Origin of the sequence: Subdoligranulum sp. APC924/74 (genome assembly GCF_003324125.1) — a bacterium.
Classification (GTDB): domain Bacteria; phylum Bacillota; class Clostridia; order Oscillospirales; family Ruminococcaceae; genus Gemmiger; species Gemmiger qucibialis.
In genome coordinates this window covers 1-18,769 of record NZ_PSQF01000056.1, presented here as the reverse complement: position 1 = coordinate 18,769, position 18,769 = coordinate 1, and the positions used below count along the sequence as shown (strand labels likewise).

Here is an 18,769-nt window from a genome sequence, read left to right as displayed (position 1 = left end):
TATTATCTGCGCTTTTGGCTTAGCAGCTGCCGCACCTCGCTCGCCGTATCGGCACTTAGAATTATGCGGTATTGCCTAAGAAAATCCGGTTGTTTGCACCGCATTTTTAATGTGTTTTATTCCATAGTGACCACCGGGGCGCACATTGTATGCCCGCCAACCTGGCGGCATATCAATGCCAACGCAAAGACGTCACATATTTTAACAAGTCGTACACACAGCAAACAGCCGTGGGCGAACGATGTTCGCCCTTACCAAGACATTTAAGGCAACACCGCACAATTCCCGCCTTGCGGCTTAAGCACCGCTCCGGCAGCTGCGGTACGGCATCTGCGTTGCCAAAATGCTCGATAAGACATCCAGTATTATCTGCGCTTTTGGCTTGGCATCTGCCGCACCTCGCTCGCCGTATCGGCACTTAGAATTATGCGGTATTGCCTTATATTTTTAACTTTCCTGTTCATCCGCAAACTGTAAACTAAAAGCGCAAAACATCCCCCGCAAGTCAGCGATTGCTGCACCTGCGGGGGATGTTTCAACTTTATTTTTGCAGAACGTTGAAAGTTCTGCGTTTTTTATTTTTTAGTAGAACCAGCCGTTTTCGGTTTCTTCGGCTCGTTTGCGTTCCTGTTCTGCTTTTTTGGTCAGGCGCTTTTTGCGGTGTTTGTGGCCCAGAATGGACAGGATAACCAGCAGCACCGCTGCCACGGCACCGCCGATCAGAATTGGCAGCGGAATGCCGGGCTTTTCTACTGCGGCAAGGGTCGTTTCGTCCGTCATGGCGGTAAACACCAGATAGCTGCCGTCCTCGGTGGTATCCACCTTGCGCCAGCTGCCGTCAGCATCGCGCAGGTATACCACAGTATTGTCCGAAGGTGCCAGATAATGCAGCACATGGCTGTCGGAGTGGTCCTCCGGCAGGGTGATTTCCCAGCATTCCAGCAGCGTTCCCACCGCGCCGGGGCTTTCGCTGGACGGGGTCAGCGTTACTTCCGCCGTGCCAAAAGCGCCCTCTGCCAACAGGATGGGCAGGCCGTTGCGGGTATCGCCGCTCTGCACCACGGAATCCAGCGGGGTGTATACTGCTTCAATCGTCTGGTCAAACACAACATGGTCATGGTCAAAGTCCGACCATTCTGCCGTATAGCCGCCCTTGACAGGCAGCTCCGGCGCATTGGCCATATCAAAGGCCGCACCGTACTCCACCGTAATAGCTTCCACCGTAACCTGGTTGGCAACAAAATTCAGGGTAACATTGCGGAATTCATCCGGCATGCCATCCTGTGCCGTCAGGTCACAGAATTCCTGGAACGAAAGCGGTTCCGCCTGACCTGCATAACTTACGCCGTCAATGCCGCCCAGCGTTTCGCTGACAAAATAGTTGCCGCTCTGCTCGGACTCGGAATCCTGAAGTGCGCTGTTCAGGTTGGTGATGGAATTGCTGCTTTCCAGCCCGCCGGCAATCGCGCCGACATACTCGTCGCCATCCGCCAGCACAAAGCTGCGGCTGCCGGTAATGGTAAAGCCGCTGCCCGCAATGCCGCCGACATAGTTATCACCGCTCAGGCGGCACTTGGCTGCGCTGCGGCGGATGATGGACTTGCTCTGCCCGGCAATACCTCCAACATAATCCGCATCGTCCGATTCCAGATTGCCAAAGTTATAGCTTTGCAGCACCGAGCCCATATCCATGCTGCCAACGATGCCACCGCCGCCTTTTTTCTTGACATTGACAGCCCCCTTATTGATGCAGTCCCGCACCACGATGCGGGTCTTGTAGGTCACATTCAGTGAGCTGCTGCCGCTGGTTTTGGTATCATCTTCGGGGTCCAGGTCGTTTTCACGGGCCATGGCGCCGGTAATGCCGCCTGCATTGATATCGGCGTTTACCTCGCCAAGGTTTATGCAGTTGAACACTTTACCTTCGGTATCGCCATCGGTATCGCTGTCTGAAACATCTTCAAACAGGTTGTTGTCGTCCTCGCTCTGGTCTGCAGCACCAGCCAGCGTATCGCCAATTTTGTTCAGCTGGCTGCTGATGGCCTGCACATCCCGGATCAAAGCCTGGGTGTGGCTGCCGGTGTTGGTGTTCAGGCTGCTGACACCGTCAATGATGGAAGCCAGGCTGCCGTTCAGGCTGCTGCGTGCTGCGGTGATGGAATCGCGGTCGCTCAGCGTAATACTGGGCACCGTCAGGTCAATGTTGCTGTCGATCTGGCCTTCGCCGCCATGGTCGATGGTCGCATCGCCGCCAGCGTCACCACCGCCTTCCCCGCCAAAATCGAGATCCACATCAAAAGTGGGTTCATTGCGGCGGGGGCGGCCATGTGCTTCGCCCTCGCGGTCGTCCTCGCTCTGCTCTGCGGGCTGGTCGTCAGGCTGGTCCGGCTCCGGAGCAGGCGCCGCAGTCGGATCCGGGTCAGGGGGCGCGGTGGGGGCTTCCGTCACGGCCGGCGCTTGCGTCACAGCCGGCGTTTCGGTGGGTTCCGGGGTTTCCTCCGGTTCTTCGGTCGGCTCCGGGGTGGGCACCAGCTCAATGGTGCCGTTGATGTTGCCATTGCCGGACCCGTTGGCGCTGCCGTTGCCGCTGCCATTGATCGTACCCTGCCCGGTCAGTTTGGTCAGGTCGGTAATGTTGATGGTCTGGGTGCCGATATCAAACCCGTTGACCGTCTTATCGATCAGGGTATCCACGGCTTCGCGCGCGCTGTCCACCCGGCCGGTCAGATCATTCAGCTGGCTGGTCAGCTCACTGGAAGAAGCCGAGGCATCGTTGGTGGCCTTGTTCATCAGGGCAGAAAGGGTATCCAGTTCGCCCTGCAATTCCTGCAAGGTATCCTGGTTATATTGCAGCACGCTGGAGGGTTCCATCTGGCCCACAATGCCGCCGCCCTCCTTGCGGGCGTTGACGGTGCCATAGTTCACGCAGCCTTCCACATAGCCGGTCTGGCTGCCGGCAATACCGCCGACATTATAGCCAATGTGGCTGTAGCCAATGGTTCCGCGGTTGATGCAGGCGCGCAGCACACCGGCATTGTTGCCCGCAATGCCGCCTGCATCGGTCACATCGTTGGCCTTTTCGGTTTTCAGCACATTGTCCAGGGTCAGGTCATTCAGCTTGACTTCGTTCTGGCTCACGGTGGTATTCACGCTGGCCGCATTGGTGCAGTTGGTAGCCACGCCGTCATTCTGGCCCACAACGCCGCCCACAAAGTGGCTGCCATACACTGTGCCGCTTACCGTGCAGCCGTTGATGCTGCCCTTGACCGTATTGACACCGGCAATGCCGCCAATCTGGCTGGTGCCGGATACCACGCCGTCAAACGCGCAATTTTCAATCGTACCGGCGTTGCTGCCCGCAATGCCGCCCACGCTGGCGCGGGTGCCGCCCGGCTTGATGCGGCCCTTTACCGTCATATCGCGCACCAGGGCCCCCTGCTGCACATAGCGGAATAAGCCCTGCACGCTGCCGTCCTGGCTGAGGGAAAGGCCGGTAATGGCGTGGTTCTGGCCTTCCCATGTGCCGCCAAAGCTGGGGATACCATTAAAGTCAACGCTGGAAAGGTCAATATCGGCTTCCAGCACAACGGTGCGGTTCTGGCTCCAACTGTCCAGGCGGCAGTTCTTGGCCAGCTGGATCAGGTCATCCGCACTGGAAAGGTGAACCGTATCTTTTGGGGCCGTATCCTGCACGGTTTCGGTCTGGGCGGTGTCGGCTTCCTCGGCAAACACCTGGGCGGGCAGCATGGCCCCCAGCATACACAGGCAGATACACACAGAGAGGAGTTTTTCCAGCGTGCGTTTTGCTGTATTGCGTTCCATCAGACTTCCTCCCCTTCCGTATAATGTTCTGCCCATTCAGCCGCCGCTTGTTCCTTGCTTTCCGGCAGATAAAAATCAGGCTTTGTTGGTTCTATCGTTGTGCCGCTGGTAACAGAGGCATTCAACGTACCGTTCAACGTACCCTTGATCTCGGCATCGATCACACCGTTCACATAGCCGCGCACCCGGCCGCTGACGCGCATGTTGCCGCTGGCCGTGCGGTTGACGCGGGACAGATCCACAGGAACTTTTACATCAAAGCTGGTGCGCTCCACAATGGTATCGCCGATGAGCAGGATCTGGGGCAGAACCGCCATAACCAACACAATGGAAATGACCGTGCCGCGGCCCAGGCAGGTGCCGATGGCAGCGATGACCGGATTGGTGGTCATAACGCCGATCAGCGCACCGGCCACCGCCAGAATGGTGCCGGATGTAAAGATGGTAGGGAACGCTTCGTTCAATGCGGCGATCATTGCCTCTTTAGGCCGCATTTCTTTTTTCAGGTCAGTGTAATGGCTGGAAATAACGATAGCATAGTCAATGTTTGCACCCATCTGGATGGAGTTGACAATCAGGTAACCCAGGAAGTACAGCGACTCATGTTGGATGGTCGGCACCGAGAAGTTGATCCAGATACTGCCCTGAATGACAACGATGAGCAGCACCGGCAGACCGGCCGATTTGAAGGTGAACAGCAGGATAATGACAACAAACAAAGCGGACAGCACACTGATCAGCATATTATCCTCGCCAAAGGAGCTGGACAGGTCTTTGACGTTGGTGGAGTTACCGACAATGTAGGTATCGCTGCTGTAATACTTAGCAATCAAGGCGTGCATCGTATCCAGAAAGTCCATGGTCTCGTCACTTTCTTCCGGCAGGTTCAGGTAGACAACCAGGCGGCTGTATTTATCGCTTTGCAGCTGCAGCTGTGCCTTGTTCAGCTGTTCAAACAGGTCATCCAGCGTTTCCTGAATGTCACCGTCCAGCGTAATGTTGCCGTCTTTCATCTCCCGCTGCAGGAACATGAACATATCAAACAGCGGTACTTTATAATCGCCAAGGCCGCTGATCAACTTGCCGTATTCGTTCTGGTCCACGGCATAGGCGGCGTACAGGGCTTCGGCCACCTCGTAATCCAGCCCGGCCAGTTCCGACATCTGGCGCGGGGTCAGGGCATCGGCCAGTTTGTAGCCATCCATAGCGTCAATGTTGGCCAGGCCCTGGGTGGATTTTACTTCCGCGCAGGAATCCAGGTCCTTGAGCAGCTGGCGTTCGGAATCATAATCCCCTGTCGGTACGATCACCGCCACCATGTTGTTGACACCAAAAGTGTTCTTGATTTTCTGGTGGGCAATCTGGCTTTCACTCTGCTTGGCGGTGACCAGGTCTGTATAGCTGTAGCAGTAGGGGCACTTGTTGGCCAGCACTGCGGTGACTACAACCACAACGGCAAAAATCGGCGGGACAATAAACCGGGTGGCGACATCAAACTTGCCCAGGAAGGTGATCTTGGGGATCAGGTTTTTATGGCGGGTTGCATCGATCTTTTTGCTGAACACCATCAGCAGGCCGGGCATCAAGGTAAACACCGACAGCAAGCTGAACAGAATAGCCTTGATCAGCACGGTTGCCATATCGCGGCCAATGCCAAAGTGCATGAACGCCAAAGCCCCCAAGCCGGAAATGGTGGTCAGAGAGGAAGAGCTGATTTCGGGGATTGCCTTGGACAATGCCGCGATACAGGCCTCCCGCGTATCCTTGGTTTCGTGCTCATCCGAGAAGCGGTGGCACAGGATGATGGCGTAGTCAATGGCCAGTGCCAGCTGCAGAATAACGGTAACGGAGTTGGAGATAAAGGAAATGGTGCCACACAGGAAGTTGGTGCCCATATTCAGCAAAGCCGCCGCGCCAAAGGTCATAATCAGAACCGGAACCTCGGCATAGGAACGGGACGTAAGGGTAAGCACCAGCACGATGACGATGGCCGCCAGTACCAGAATGACGCTCATCTCGCTTTGCAGGTCTGCGGAGGTATCCACGCCGACTTCGGTATCAATATAGGTATCGTACCCGGCCAGCATATCCCGGATGGTATGCAGCGCATGGATGCTGATATCGTCCGTTGTGGTACCGTCAAACGTTACGCTGAACAGCGCCGAAGCGGATTTGTAGTGGTCCGTGGTATCATCAAAATCCACGCTGGTAACGCCATCAATGCTTTCCAGGTCACTGCAGATATTCTCGGCGGTTTCATATGTAACATTGGAAACCATCACGCGGGCTGTGCCGTATGTAACAAAGTTATCATTCATCACGGTCAGGCCCTGGCGGGTTTCGGTATCCTCCGGCAGGTAGGTAGTAATATCATTTTCCACCTTGACCCAGCCGGTTGCTACAATACTGAAAATTAACGCAAATGCATAAAGTAGAAAGAACAGGTTGCGCTTATCCACAATAAAGGTAGCGATTTTTTCCATACCGCTGCCTTTTGGCTTTTGCTCCTCCATATACACACTCCTTACCTGATTAACCACAGTACCAAAAGCACAAAACCAACAGCATCGTGCATGTTTTGCCGGTGCACGGTGTGTGGCTGTGCCTTTCCCGTACTTAACACCCAATAATTTTATCGGCACTCTCCTGCCCTATTTTTATATGGAACCGGGCGCAGAGAGCACTTTATTTATATCATTATTATTATAAGGATTTTTGTGTCAGAAAGAAATGGATATATCTTGAACATTTGTAAAATCACACTGTCAAATTCTCGTTTTTGTACAAAAATGAAACCGTGATTTGTGTATTTCGCGCAAAGGGGATCCAGGTGGCTGACATACAAAAACCGCCCCGCGGTTTACACCACGGGGCGGTTTGGAAAAGATTCAAGTAAGAAGAATTACTTCAGCTCAACCTTAGCGCCGACTTCTTCCAGCTTCTTCTTCATTTCCTCAGCGTCAGCCTTGGAAGCCTGCTCCTTCAGCTTAGCGTTGGCAGTCTCAACGAGCTTCTTAGCTTCCATCAGAGAAGCGCCGGTCAGCTCCTTAACAGCCTTGATGACCTGCATCTTGTTAGCGCCGACATCAGCCAGGATGACATCGAACTCGGTCTTCTCTTCCTCAGCAGGAGCAGCAGCGCCAGCAGCAGCCGGAGCGGCAGCAGCAACAGCGGAAACGCCGAACTCTTCGCAAATGGTATCAACGAGCTCTTTCAGCTCGAGAACGGTCATAGTCTTGACAGACTCGACAATGGCAGTGATCTTTTCAGAAGCCATGGTAGTTACCTCCATAATTTTTATAATTGTTTGTGTGCGGCGGTTTTGTTGAGGTTTACGCCGCTTTCCTCATGCTGCAAGATAAATCAGGCAGCGGGGGTTTCTTCCTGCTTGTCGACGATCCCCTGGATCGCAACAGCCAGACCGCCGATGATCCCGTTGAGGGAGCCAGCCAGCATAGAGAGCAGGCCTTCGCGGTTGGGCATGGTGGACAGGCTCTTGACGCCAGCGGCATCCAGCACCTGGCCGTCGCAGAAGCCACCCTTAACAGTGAAGCGCTTGGACTTGTCTGCGTCAGCAACCTTGCACAGGATGCGGGCAGCAGCAGCCGGGTCCTCAGCAGACAGAGCAATTGCGGTATCACCCTTGAAGTACTCAGCAATAGCTTCGTACTGGGTGCCAGCAACAGCACGGCGCAGCATGGTGTTTTTGACAACCATGTACTCAACGCCAGCTTCACGCAGTTCCTTACGCATCTTGGTATCATCAGCAACGCTGATGCCGTTGTAAGCAACGACAACGCCAGCCAGAGAACCAGCGATCTTGGTGTTCAGTTCTGCAACATAAGCCTTCTTGGCTTCCAGAATCTTTGCACTGGGCATTTGTTTTCACCTCATTCCGCTTGTAAGATATACAGGCAAGCGGCTCTATCAAAAGAAAAAGCCACTTTCCCGTTGCCGGGAAAATGGCTTTGAAGCAAATTCAAAACGCACGTTTCTCGGCAGGTGGGTCAAACCCGTTAGGCCCCAAAGGGCGCCTGCTGTCTTAAAAACAGCTTAATTATAATAGCACGGGAATGTGCGTTTGTCAAGCATTTTTTAAGAGAAAATTCTCTTATACACCATACTTGTTGGTGGCAACGCGAACGCCGGGGCCCATGGTGGTGGCGATGGTTGCGCTCTTGAAGTACTGGCCCTTGGCAGCAGCCGGCTTAGCCTTAGCAATGGCTTCCAGGACGGTGTCCAGGTTGGCCATCAGCTTTTCAGCGCCAAAAGAAGCCTTGCCAACGGGAACATGGATGATGTTCTGCTTGTCCAGGCGGTACTCGATCTTACCGGCTTTGGCATCGGTAACAGCCTTGCCAACGTCGGGGGTAACGGTGCCAGCCTTCGGGTTCGGCATCAGACCACGAGGTCCGAGGATCTTACCCAAGCGGCCAACGCGGCCCATCATATCCGGGGTAGTAACCAGAACATCGAAGTCCAGGTAGCCGCCCTGGATCTTGGCGATCAGATCATCATCGCCAACTTCCTGAGCACCGGCAGCCTCAGCAGCCTTAGCAGCGTCGCCCTTGCAGATAGCAACAACGCGAACGTTTTTGCCAGTGCCGTTGGGCAGAACAACAGCGCCGCGGACCTGCTGATCAGCATGGCGGCTGTCAACGCCAAGGCGGACATGCAGCTCAACGGTCTCGTCGAACTTGGCCTTAGCGGTCTTGCAGCACAGCTCCAGGGCTTCCTGGGGCTCGTAGGTCTTGGTACGGTCGATCAGCTTAGCGCTGTCGACATAATGTTTACCGTGATTCATTACTTTATTCCTCCATTGTGGTAGTTATCGGATTTATCCTCCCACGCAAAAGAGCTTGATCAGCCCTCGACGGTGACGCCCATGCTGCGGCAGGTGCCCTTGATCATGCTGACGGCAGCTTCCAGAGAAGCAGCGTTCAGGTCAGGCATTTTGGTCTTGGCGATCTCTTCGGCCTGAGCCAGAGTGATGGAGCCAACCTTGTTCTTGTTGGGCACGCCAGAGGCGGTGTCGATGCCAGCGGCCTTCTTGATCAGGACCGGAGCCGGCGGGGTCTTGGTGATGAAGCTGAAGGAACGGTCAGCGTAAACAGTGATGACAACGGGGATGATCATGCCGATCTGGCCCTTGGTACGTTCGTTGAACTCCTTGGTGAACGCCATGATGTTAACGCCCTTCTGGCCCAGAGCAGGACCAACAGGGGGAGCCGGAGTTGCCTTGCCGGCGGGAATTTGCAGCTTAATGTAGCCAGTGATTTTCTGTGCCATGATAAATTGCACCTCCAAAATTTGTGGTGAGTTGCGGCCCGCGGTGCAGGCCTCCCACGAGCATGCGACCCTCGCACGCTCTATAAAAACTGCTCATGCGCAGTTTCTACCGGAATTACTTGCCTGTTGCCAGGCGATTTGCGCTAAGTTCCGCTTACAGAAGTTTGACTTCGTGCAGACCAAGTTCTGCCGGGATTTCGCGGCCAAACATGTTGATCTTGATGCGGACCTTGCGTTCGTCGAGATTGATCTCTTCCACCGTACCGATGGAACCTTCCATTGTGCCGGAAGTGATCTCGACATTGTCGCCCACGGCATAATCGACTTCGGGCGCGGCAACGCCGTTATCAACGCCGAGTTTGGCGACTTCCTCCTCCGAGAGGGGTTCCGGCTTGGAAGCCGGGCCGACAAAACCGGTGCAGCCGCGGGTGTTGCGGACAATGTACCAGGTATTATCGTTCATGACCATTTTGACAAAGACATAGCCGGGGTAGATCTTGCGCTGAACTTCTTTTTCGCCGATCTTATTGCCGGTTTTATCAAACTGATCCTCCATCACGGTCTCGGTGGGGACCTTGACATCGCAGATAAGATCCTGAATGCGGCGGTTTTCCACCATGGTCATCAGATCCGTTGCGACTTTGTTTTCATAGCCGGAATAGGTATGCACAACATACCAATATGCTTGTTCAGCCATAGTTGCCTCCGCTCAAAAGCCGGTTCACGCGCCGATCAGCAGGTGAATGATACCGCCAAACGCCATGTCCAGCAGCACCAGCACAACAGCCGCGATTACCACAACCACAATAACGGTAATGGTATTGTTGCGGGTGTCTTCTTTGCTGGGCCACACAACCTTTTTCAGCTCGCTTTTGGTATCACGGAAATACTTGGTGATACGGCCAAAAAAGTTCTTGACCTTGGCAGTGAAGGGAACCTTCTTTTTGCCGTCGTTTGCCTTAGCCTTTTTGTCGGCTTTAGCTTCTTCCGGCTTGGCGGCGGTCTGGTTTACCGCTTTGTTATCAGCCATCTTAAAAGCTCCTTCAAACTTACTTTGTTTCGCGGTGAACAGTATGCTTCTTGCAGAAACGGCAATACTTCTTCATCTCAAGACGATCCGGATTGTTCTTCTTGTTCTTTTCCTTGTTGTAGTTACGCTGCTTGCACTCGGTGCAGGCCAGGGTGATCTTGACAGTCATTCGTTCGGCACCTCCAATTAACGGTTTATACGGGTGCAGCACCGAAGTTAAAGCTTGATGCTTTGCGCTGCGCCCAAAGGCCTCCCTCGTTGTGCAAAGGGTTGCCGCCCTTTGCGCCCGCGGGCCCTGTGCCTAAAAATGGGCACAAAAAAATAGACCCGCAAAAGAGGTACTACTATAATAGCATACCAACCCCCGTGCGTCAAGGGGGGCAGGCAGAAAAAAATCACGTTATCTGCCCAAAAGTTTATCGCCTATTCCAGCGGGATATCGATCTCATCCTGCATGGCGAACGAGTAGATGGTCAGCTTTGTTACCGGCACCGGCAAACGCAGGGCAAACGCACGGCGGTACAGCCGCAGCTGCGCGGCATAGCTCTCAATATAATAGGTGGCATTGCGGCTTTTATCGGTTTTATAGTCCAGAATTTCGGCGTGGTCGTCAAACACCAGCACCACATCGGCAATGCCCTGCACCAGCACCGGGGCCTTGGCCGCTCTCCCCTGTCCCGCCGCTTCGGGGACGACTTCTCCGGCCGGCAGCGCGGTAATGAACGGTTCTTCCCGCAGGACCTGGCGGGCAGCGGCAATGCGCTGCCATACCCCACTGGCAAAAAACGGGCGTACCTGTTCCAGATCCAGCACTTTGGCCAGCTCCGGGTCCAGCAGGTGCAGGTCCAGCTGGCGCTGCACTTCGGCTTCCAGCTCTGGCGGCTGCGGGCCAAAGGGGACGCTCTGCAAAAACGTATGGATGGCCGTGCCGCGTTCCGCCCCGGTCATGCCGGACTTTTGCAAAAAGGCCGGGCGGCGCAGGGTCAGTTCCTGTTTGGTGTGGGTCACGGCGCTGACACTGACTTTAACCGGGATGGTTTCCAGCGCTTTGTTGGGGCTTTGCCATGTAAACGCTTCCAGCAGGCGTTCGGTCAGGGCATCGTCCGGCAGGGCCGGGGCTTCCGGCTCCGCTGCCTGCACCGCGGGGGGCGGGTCCAGCAGGCGGATGTTCAGCGGCGCTTCCGTTGGGATATGATGGGGCAGCAGTTCGCTGTATTTCCACAGTTCCTCGCTGGCCGGGTGCAGCATAGCTGCCGTCAGCAGCCAGAGCGCCCAGTTCTGTGCCCCCAGCATGGCTTCGGCATCCGTTGCCTCGGCGCTGGCAAACATGGCCGGATTTTTCAATTCACTTTCCGGTCTTTTCAGCGGTACCGTAATGATCAGCGCATCCTGCGCACGGGTCAGCGCCACATATAAAATGCGCATTTCCTCGCTGAGTGTTTCACGTTTGATCGTCTGCGCCACGGCGGTATAAGGCAGCGTTTTGTAGCGGCTGGCACTGCTGCCCGCGCGCAGCATCAGGCCAATGCCCAGCTCCTTATGATACAGCACCGGATAGATGGCATCGCTCTGGTTGAACTTGTGGGAGGTGTTGGCCACAAACACCACCGGGAATTCCAGCCCTTTGGAGCGGTGGACCGTCATAATGGTCACGCAGCCGGGGCGGCTTTGGCCGATGGAAGGTGCCTGCACCCCGCTGCCCGCCTTGGCGGCATCCATTGCGCGCACCAGGGCCGAAAGACCGCGCGCCCCGGCGTTCGCTGCCCACGCGGCAAATGCCAGCAGGTCATCCCGGCAGCGGGCACCGTCCGGCATGGCGCCGACCGCCGCCAGGTAACCCGTGCGGGCAAACAGCTCTTCGATCAGCTGCCCCACCGTCAGGGTACGGGCCAGCTCGCGGTAAACCTCCATATCCTGCAAAAACGGTGCAAAGCGCGGGTCGCTGCCGTGCAGCACCGCCGCATACAGGCTGCCGCCGCGCACAGCCGCGCGCAGCTGCACCAGATCATCCGGCGTGTAAGGGTACAGCGGGCTGAGCAGCACAGAGGAAAGCTCCACATCCTGTGCCGGGTTATCCAGCACACGCAGCAGTGCGGCAAAGGGGCGCACATGAGGGGCGTCCAGCAGGTCAGCCGCCACATCGGCATAAACCGGGATATCCAGCGCGGTCAGGGCAGCTTCATACAGCGCAAAGTCCGAACGGCCGCGCAGCAGAATACAGAAATCGTCATACTGGCAGGGGCGGGTTTTGCCGGGTTCGGCGTCCCGCACGGGGTAACCATCCGCCATCATCTGGGCAATGCGTGCAGCAATGGTGCGGGCATCTGCCGCGGTATCGGCTTCGCGGATCACATCCAGCTCGCACAGGCCGGGGTAGGTTTCGTCTTTTCTGCCCACCACAAGGCGCTGGCCATCGCCGTAATCAATGCCGCCGAGCCGCCGGGAGAAAAACGTTTCAAAAAAGTAGTTGATCCCCCGGATTACATCCGGCGCACTGCGGAAGTTGGCATCCAGCGCAATGGTGGCCGGTTCCGGGTAAGGTACCGGGGCATCAGCCGGGTAGGGCTGCCACGCCGTCTGCTTGCCCACAAAGACGGAGGGGTCCGCCTGGCGGAAACGGTAAATGCTCTGCTTGATATCCCCCACAAAAAACAGGTTAGAAGCATCCGGCGCGGCAAGGGCAAAGTAGATGGCATCCTGCAGCGCGTTGGTATCCTGGTATTCGTCCACCAGCACAGCAGAGTACCGCGCGCTGACGGTGCGGCACAGGCTGGTGCGCTCGTGCTCCGGTGTCAGCAGCAGTTCCAGCGTCATGTGCTCCAGGTCTGCATAGTCCAGCACTTTTTCTGCCAGTTTAGCTTCCAGCAGTGTGCGGCGGTACTGCTCCACTGCGCGGACCAGCGCAGCCACAAGCGGGGCGGCGCGGCGGCGGTCTGCCTGATAGTCAGCTGCCGGGCAGAGCAAAAAGTCCGTTCTCAGGGTCGCTATCTGTTTTTTGGCGCGGTCCCGCAGCATATTGGCCGACATTGCCGCTATGTTGGATGCGATCCCACCGGGCACCCGCCCGGCTCTGCGCCAGTTATCTGCGTTATCCAGTGCTTCCGGAACGGTGTCCCACGCGCCGTGATCGAGCCGATCCAGCACCAGCAGCATGCGGTCTTCGTCATCCATCAGTACGGCTGTCAGGGCTTTATCCGCCGCCGGGTCCTTCGCTGCAATTTTTTGCGCCGTGCGCAAAAGGCGCAATACGCCCTTGATCCGCGCAGAGGTTTCCCGCAGAACGGCCTGCCCCCACTGGGTCTTTTCCGGTGGGGCATCGCTCTGCCACATTTCAACAAAGCGCTGCAGCGCCTGCGCCGGGTGTGGCAGCGCCTGGGTAAAGTGATACAGTTCCTGCACCGCCCGGCCTGTGGTATCATCCGTCCGGCCGCGGTCATACAGGTCCGCAAAGGCACAGAAGTCAGGATCGGTATATGCCTGTTCCAGCACGGTGGAAAGGGTTTCCTGCTGCAGGCGCACCAGGGTAGCGTCATCCGCAATGGTAAAATCCGGCGGAACATCCAGAGCCGAAAAGTTCTGCTGCACAAAATGCAGGCAGAACGCATCCACTGTGCCGATGGATGCCCGCTGCAGCCGCATCTGCTGGCGGCGCAGGCGCACATCCTGTGGATGCTGGCGAATCTCTGCTGCCAGGCGCTTGGTAATATCCGCCCGCAGCTTGGCCGCTGCCGCATTGGTAAATGTCATGATCAACAGAGAATCTGCATCCACCGGGTGGTCCGGGTCGGTGATCAGCCCCGCCACACGTTCCACCAGCACCCGCGTTTTGCCGGAGCCGGCCGCAGCCGAAACCAACAGGCTGCCGCCGCGGGCCTGAATGGCCGCGGCCTGCGCCGGGGTAAATTGAATTTTCGCTTCCGCCATTGTTGTCTCCTTATCCGGCGTTTTTGCATTTTAAGGTATATCTGAAAGCAAAGGCAATACCGCATAATTCTAAGTGCCGATACGGCGAGCGAGGTGCGGCAGCTGCTAAGTAAAAAGCGCAGATAATACTGGATGCTGCAAAGGTGAGCGCCGCCAGTGGCGGAAACAGCGAACCGAAGCAGGGGCAGCGGTCGCAGAGTGCGAGGGGCTTTTGCCCCCGAAGCACGATGCGGGTACCGCAACCCGACATTATCGAGCATTTTGGCAACGCAGATGCCGTGCCGCAGCTGCCGGAGCGGTGCTTAAGCCGCAAGGCGGGAATTATGCGGTGTTGCCTTGACTTTCCAGCTGCCCCGCCGGTTTACTCTGCGCCAAACGGGTCGTCCGGTTTAAGCGGTGTGCGCTCCCCTTCGCCGTCCGCATGACGGCAGACGGTGCGGTACTCACACCAAAGGCAGGGGCTTTTGCCTGCATTGGGCACCAGCGGGGCTGCGTCGATTTCACCGCTGTACAGGTTCTTGGCCATATCGGTCAGCATTCCATCCAGGTGGTCCCGGATGCGGTTGAACTTTTCCCGGTCCGCCAGCCGCGCTTTGGCCGACTGTGCCGTTGGCTCCCCGGTTTTGGCGCTGAAGCTGAGGGGCACAAAGGCACCGGTGCCCCTGGTATCCATGGCATGGTAAATGCTCGGCTCATCCAGCAGCAGTCCTTCCAGCGGATAGTTCTGCGCCTGCAAAGGTTCTGCATCATCTGTTTCCGGTCGAATGATATTTTCCGGCGCGGGATCCGCCCACAGGTATTCTACCCCGGCTGCCGTGCCCTGCGAGAACAGATGCCCGCCGTTGCGTTCCAGGGTAAACAGGTAGAGCAGCATCTGGCAGTCCAGGCCGTAATACACTTCCCGCAGGTCAAACTTTTTGGTTCCGGTCTTATAGTCCACCACACGGATGTAGGTTTTGCCGCCCAGTTCCATGGTATCCACACGATCCACCGTACCCACAATACGCACCGTGTGCCCCCTGCCATCGTCCAGCTGAACGGGGTCCACGCGTGGGGCATCCGGGTCATCGCTGTCCGGGCGGTCATCAATGCGCAGCTCAAACGCCACGGGCTGAAAGCCGGACTGCCGCACATCCCGCTGGATGAACCCCAGCAGCCCCACCAGGTTGCGCTGGATCCGCCCCAGCAGGTAGTTCATCCGCACCCCCGCGCCGGGCAGGTTGGCGGCGGTGTATTCCTGCACCAGGCTTTCCACCAGCTGTTCCAGCTGCGGCTGGGTCAATTTGGCAAAGGCACTGCCCTCCCGGCGCAGGGCCTGCTCCAACACCCAGTGGGTCAGCGTACCGCTGATATTGGGGGCCAGTTCGGCTTTCTGGCGCGGGCGCGCCCCCAGCACATACTGCATAAAATAGGCAAACGGACAGCTGATGTACCGTTCAAACCGCGTGGGGCTGATGCGCACACTGGGGCCAAGAATACTTTCCAGCGCCTTGACATCCTCCACGCGGGCGGGCTTGCGCTGGGCGGCGCGCTGCACGGCGGCATAGCCGGGTGCGGCCTGCGCGCTGCCCTCCACGGCTGCCAGTGCCGCCTGCACCGATGCCCGCTGCGGGGTGTTCTGCTGCCAGACATCCCCCAGCAGGTCAAGCGCAGCGGCGGGTGTTGCGGCCAGCTCTTCCGGCTGCACCACCGCCGGCGGCACCCGCAGCAATTCCAGCGCCGGGGCCAATGCCGCCGTGCCGGGCAGGCCCGCAGCGCCGCCCGGCCAGCTGAGCCACAGGTATTTCTGCGCCACCGTCAGTGCCTTATAAAAGCAGACCTGCTCACGGATCACACGGTTTTCAAAGCAGTCGGGCAGTTCCGCGCCAAGCGCGATCATGGTATCGCGGTCAGCGTGGCTCAAAAGGCCGGTATCCCCCGGTGTCTGGGGAAACTCCCCTTCCGCCAGCCCCATCACAAACACGGCCTCGGTTTCGGGCAGGCGCATGCGGCCAGCGGTGGTAAAGATCACGCTGTCCAAGCTTTGCGGAATATGCCCCATATCCGTGGTGCGCAGCAGCAGGGTGAACAGGTCATCATAATCAGCTGGGGTGATGGGCTCCCCTGCGGGCAGCAGGTGCACCATCTGGTCCAGCAGCTCGGTGATCACATTCCATTCCCGCAGGGCTTCGTCCGCGTTGGGCAGGTCCCCGCATGCACGCAGGGCATCGGTCAGCTTCTGCAGGGCCTCCTCCGCCCCCAGGCTTTGCAAAAAGTAGTAAATTTGCGCCGTCAGGGTGGCGGTATCCGCATTGCGGGCACGGTCCATAAATTTCTGTACCCGCGGCACCAAAAAGCTGCGGGCTTCCTCGGCGCGCTGCAGGTCCTGCTGGCTCTGCTCGCTCATCCGGTCGGTGTAGCCCTCCGGGTTGCGGGTAAAGGGTTCCCGCCAGTCCTGCGCATGCAGCGGCCAGGTATAGGCATAGTTTTCCAGTGCGCACTGGCTGTCCCGGTCCAGGTCCACCAAGCCGGTTTTCAGCAGGCGCAGCAGCGCCGTGGTGGTCAGACCGCCGCGCAGCAGATCCAGCGCTGCATGGATCGCACGGGCCGGGGCGGTGTTTTCCGGCGTTGTGGGTTCATCACAGAACAACGGGATATTTTGCAGCCGGAATTCATACCGGATCTGCAGCAGGTACTGGTCGACCGTGCGGCAGATCACCGCCATTTTGTTATACGGCACACCCGCACGGGCACGCGCTTTGACGGCTGCCGCCACGGCCTTGGCCTCCGCCTGGCGGCTGTCCGCCTTATAATAGGTAATAGCCGGGGCGGCGGGGTCCACCTCTGCCTCCGGCGTATAGGTCGGATCCGCCAGCAAAAGGCCAAGCTCCGCCAGCACAGGGGCATCTTTGTGGCGCATATCCTGGGTCAGGCGGATTTCTTTACAGGGCACCCCCGCACTGGCCGCCATGGATTTCAAGGTATTGGCCACCCGCCGCGCACCGCTGAACACGTCATCGTCCGCCTGGTCCGGAGCCTGGTCACAGCACAGGCTTACCGTCACATCGGCAACCGGCAGCATGGCCGCCAGCATGGCGCGCTTGGAGTGGTTGAATGTATCGAATTCATCAATGTACACCGTGCGGCCCGCAAAAAAGGCCTGGTCCAGGCTTTTGGCCGCCAGCTCCACGCGGTCGCCGGGGTCCATGGCCGTTTGGGCCAGCAGGGTTTCATAGGTTCCAAAAATCAGGGCCAGTTCCCCCAGCTTATCTTTGTCCGCACCGGGGGCGTTGGCATAATCCGCCAGGGTCTCCGGGCGGATGCCCGCGCTTTTCAGCTCGCTGATGGTTTCCGCCGCCTTCTGGCAGAACGCAGCGCTGCGGCGCTGGCGGCTGTAATACACCACCTTGTCCATCATTTCATCCATAGCGCGGCGCACCAGCACGGCGCGTCCGGCCTCGCTCAGCGTGGGCACCGCCGCACCGCCATAGCGGCGCAGCAGGGTTTCGGCCAGCGAGGTAAAGGAATAGCTCTCCACATAGGCAGAAAGTTCATCCCCCAGTGCGTGGTAAAGCGCACCTTCGGTCGAAGATGTAAACTGCTCCGGCACAATCAGGATGCTGCGCTGCCGGCTGCGCGCACGCTGGCGCAGTTCTTCCCGCAGGCGCACCGATTTTCCGCTGCCCGAAGGGCCAAGGATTAAGGTCAGCATGGTGTTCCTCTTTCTTTTGCAGAGCTTCTTCTTGCACGCCCTGCCGCCATTTTGTCAATCCGTTATTTTCTGCCACACGCTGCGGGCGGTATCCAACAGAGCAAACCGCACCTGATAGCCGCCAAACACCAGCGCGTTTTCTTCCGTATCCGCATACCTGGCTTCGCTGCCGCCCACGCAGAGCGCCGGGTACAGCACACAGAACCAGTTGTGCCCCTGGGCGCTGCCCAGTTCGATCCGCAGCGCCGTGTAAGTACCCGCCGGCAGCCAGAAGCCGGAATAGCGGCGGGCTGCAAACGGGATTTCTTCCAGCCTGCACTGTACCTGTTGGCTGCTGCCCGCATGGCGCAGCGTCCGTTGGGCTGTGCGCTGCAGGTCCGGCATGGCTGTGCGCAGGGTCTGCACCGCCTGCTGCTTGGTTTCGGCATACTGCGTTGCGGCTGTCACCTGTTCCAAAACAGCATCCCGCACCTGCAATTTCAGCAGCTGATCCTCCACTGTATCGCTGTTGGCTAAAATGTGCAGCCGCAGCGTATCCCCGCACACACGGGCACACACAGTTTGATACCGCACAGCCGCTGCAGTAAGTACAATGGTCAGCAGCAGACCGCAGGCACAGCCCCATTCCAGAATTTTGCGAATCCTTAGCGGGCTAGCCCCGGCAGATGGTAATTTTTGCAGCAGTTTTTTCATCAGCGTTTCCCCCTTTTGCTGCAAAAGCAAAAAGCCGGCCCGGCAACAAACGCCCGGTGGCCGGCAATGCTTTTGTCTGCACGCTGCGCAGTTCCCTGCGCCGTGCCTTGCCCCTTGACGGCTTGATGTTACAAGCAGTATGGGGCCAAAGGAAAGCTGTTATTCAATTATTTTACGTTATCTACTCTTTATGTGATGTGCCCATGCATTTTTCTACACCACTATACTTTCTTTGTCTATATAGGCAACACCGCACAATTCCCGCCTGACGGCTTAAGCACCGCTCCGGCGGCTGCGGCACGGCATCTGCGTTGCCAAAA

At 57.6% G+C, this 18,769-nt stretch carries 12 protein-coding genes and 1 other annotated feature; all 12 genes read right to left on the bottom strand.

The annotated features are described in order from the left end of the window. Positions 1-582: 582 nt before the first annotated feature. The gene (locus C4885_RS11615; RefSeq protein ID WP_114000487.1) at positions 583-3,822 is read right to left on the bottom strand and encodes a LapA family protein; all 3,240 of its coding nucleotides are present in this window, start codon (positions 3,820-3,822) and stop codon (positions 583-585) included. Further along, entirely contained in the window at positions 3,822-6,335 is a 2,514-nt protein-coding gene (locus tag C4885_RS11610; protein ID WP_114000486.1) for an RND family transporter, read from the bottom strand. Before C4885_RS11610 ends, C4885_RS11615 begins: the two co-directional genes overlap by 1 nt. Before the next feature lie 389 nt (positions 6,336-6,724). Beyond that, positions 6,725-7,099: a 50S ribosomal protein L7/L12 gene (rplL, locus tag C4885_RS11605; RefSeq protein WP_114000485.1), complete on the bottom strand. Its 375-nt coding sequence runs from the start codon at positions 7,097-7,099 to the stop codon at positions 6,725-6,727. Positions 7,100-7,185: 86 nt separating this feature from the next. After that, positions 7,186-7,701, bottom strand: coding sequence for a 50S ribosomal protein L10 (rplJ, locus tag C4885_RS11600; RefSeq protein ID WP_114000484.1), 516 nt, complete (start codon positions 7,699-7,701; stop codon positions 7,186-7,188). Positions 7,702-7,746: 45 nt separating this feature from the next. Then, positions 7,747-7,887: a sequence feature (ribosomal protein L10 leader region), on the bottom strand. A gap of 46 nt (positions 7,888-7,933) precedes the next feature. After that, entirely contained in the window at positions 7,934-8,626 is a 693-nt protein-coding gene (rplA, locus tag C4885_RS11595; protein ID WP_114000483.1) for a 50S ribosomal protein L1, read from the bottom strand. Positions 8,627-8,685: 59 nt separating this feature from the next. Further along, positions 8,686-9,111: a 50S ribosomal protein L11 gene (rplK, locus tag C4885_RS11590; protein ID WP_114000482.1), complete on the bottom strand. Its 426-nt coding sequence runs from the start codon at positions 9,109-9,111 to the stop codon at positions 8,686-8,688. 154 nt (positions 9,112-9,265) lie between these two features. Continuing rightward, complete coding sequence (nusG, locus tag C4885_RS11585) at positions 9,266-9,808, bottom strand: transcription termination/antitermination protein NusG (protein ID WP_114000481.1); 543 nt, start codon at positions 9,806-9,808, stop codon at positions 9,266-9,268. Between the two features lie 24 nt (positions 9,809-9,832). Next, a complete protein-coding gene (gene secE / locus C4885_RS11580) occupies positions 9,833-10,141 on the bottom strand; it encodes a preprotein translocase subunit SecE (protein WP_114000480.1) in 309 nt (102 codons plus the stop codon). A gap of 19 nt (positions 10,142-10,160) precedes the next feature. Then, entirely contained in the window at positions 10,161-10,310 is a 150-nt protein-coding gene (gene rpmG, locus C4885_RS11575; protein WP_114000479.1) for a 50S ribosomal protein L33, read from the bottom strand. Positions 10,311-10,564: 254 nt separating this feature from the next. Continuing rightward, positions 10,565-14,065: a UvrD-helicase domain-containing protein gene (locus tag C4885_RS11570; protein ID WP_114000478.1), complete on the bottom strand. Its 3,501-nt coding sequence runs from the start codon at positions 14,063-14,065 to the stop codon at positions 10,565-10,567. A 361-nt stretch (positions 14,066-14,426) separates the two neighbouring features. Next, entirely contained in the window at positions 14,427-17,756 is a 3,330-nt protein-coding gene (locus tag C4885_RS11565; protein WP_114000477.1) for a PD-(D/E)XK nuclease family protein, read from the bottom strand. Positions 17,757-17,810: 54 nt separating this feature from the next. Next, positions 17,811-18,449 carry a stage II sporulation protein R gene (locus C4885_RS11560; protein WP_114000476.1) on the bottom strand — a complete coding sequence of 213 codons (639 nt, stop codon included), beginning with the start codon at positions 18,447-18,449 and terminating at the stop codon, positions 17,811-17,813. Positions 18,450-18,769 lie beyond the last annotated feature (320 nt).

Excerpts from the sequence above, each read along its gene's own strand:
- rplJ (WP_114000484.1), bottom strand. The coding sequence starts at position 7,701 with ATGCCCAGTGCAAAGATTCTGGAAGCCAAGAAGGCTTATGTTGCAGAA.
- C4885_RS11615 (WP_114000487.1), bottom strand. The coding sequence starts at position 3,822 with ATGGAACGCAATACAGCAAAACGCACGCTGGAAAAACTCCTCTCTGTG.
- C4885_RS11560 (WP_114000476.1), bottom strand. The coding sequence starts at position 18,449 with ATGAAAAAACTGCTGCAAAAATTACCATCTGCCGGGGCTAGCCCGCTA.
- secE (WP_114000480.1), bottom strand. The coding sequence starts at position 10,141 with ATGGCTGATAACAAAGCGGTAAACCAGACCGCCGCCAAGCCGGAAGAA.
- C4885_RS11570 (WP_114000478.1), bottom strand. The coding sequence starts at position 14,065 with ATGGCGGAAGCGAAAATTCAATTTACCCCGGCGCAGGCCGCGGCCATT.
- nusG (WP_114000481.1), bottom strand. The coding sequence starts at position 9,808 with ATGGCTGAACAAGCATATTGGTATGTTGTGCATACCTATTCCGGCTAT.
- rplK (WP_114000482.1), bottom strand. The coding sequence starts at position 9,111 with ATGGCACAGAAAATCACTGGCTACATTAAGCTGCAAATTCCCGCCGGC.
- rplL (WP_114000485.1), bottom strand. The coding sequence starts at position 7,099 with ATGGCTTCTGAAAAGATCACTGCCATTGTCGAGTCTGTCAAGACTATG.
- rpmG (WP_114000479.1), bottom strand. The coding sequence starts at position 10,310 with ATGACTGTCAAGATCACCCTGGCCTGCACCGAGTGCAAGCAGCGTAAC.
- C4885_RS11565 (WP_114000477.1), bottom strand. The coding sequence starts at position 17,756 with ATGCTGACCTTAATCCTTGGCCCTTCGGGCAGCGGAAAATCGGTGCGC.
- C4885_RS11610 (WP_114000486.1), bottom strand. The coding sequence starts at position 6,335 with ATGGAGGAGCAAAAGCCAAAAGGCAGCGGTATGGAAAAAATCGCTACC.
- rplA (WP_114000483.1), bottom strand. The coding sequence starts at position 8,626 with ATGAATCACGGTAAACATTATGTCGACAGCGCTAAGCTGATCGACCGT.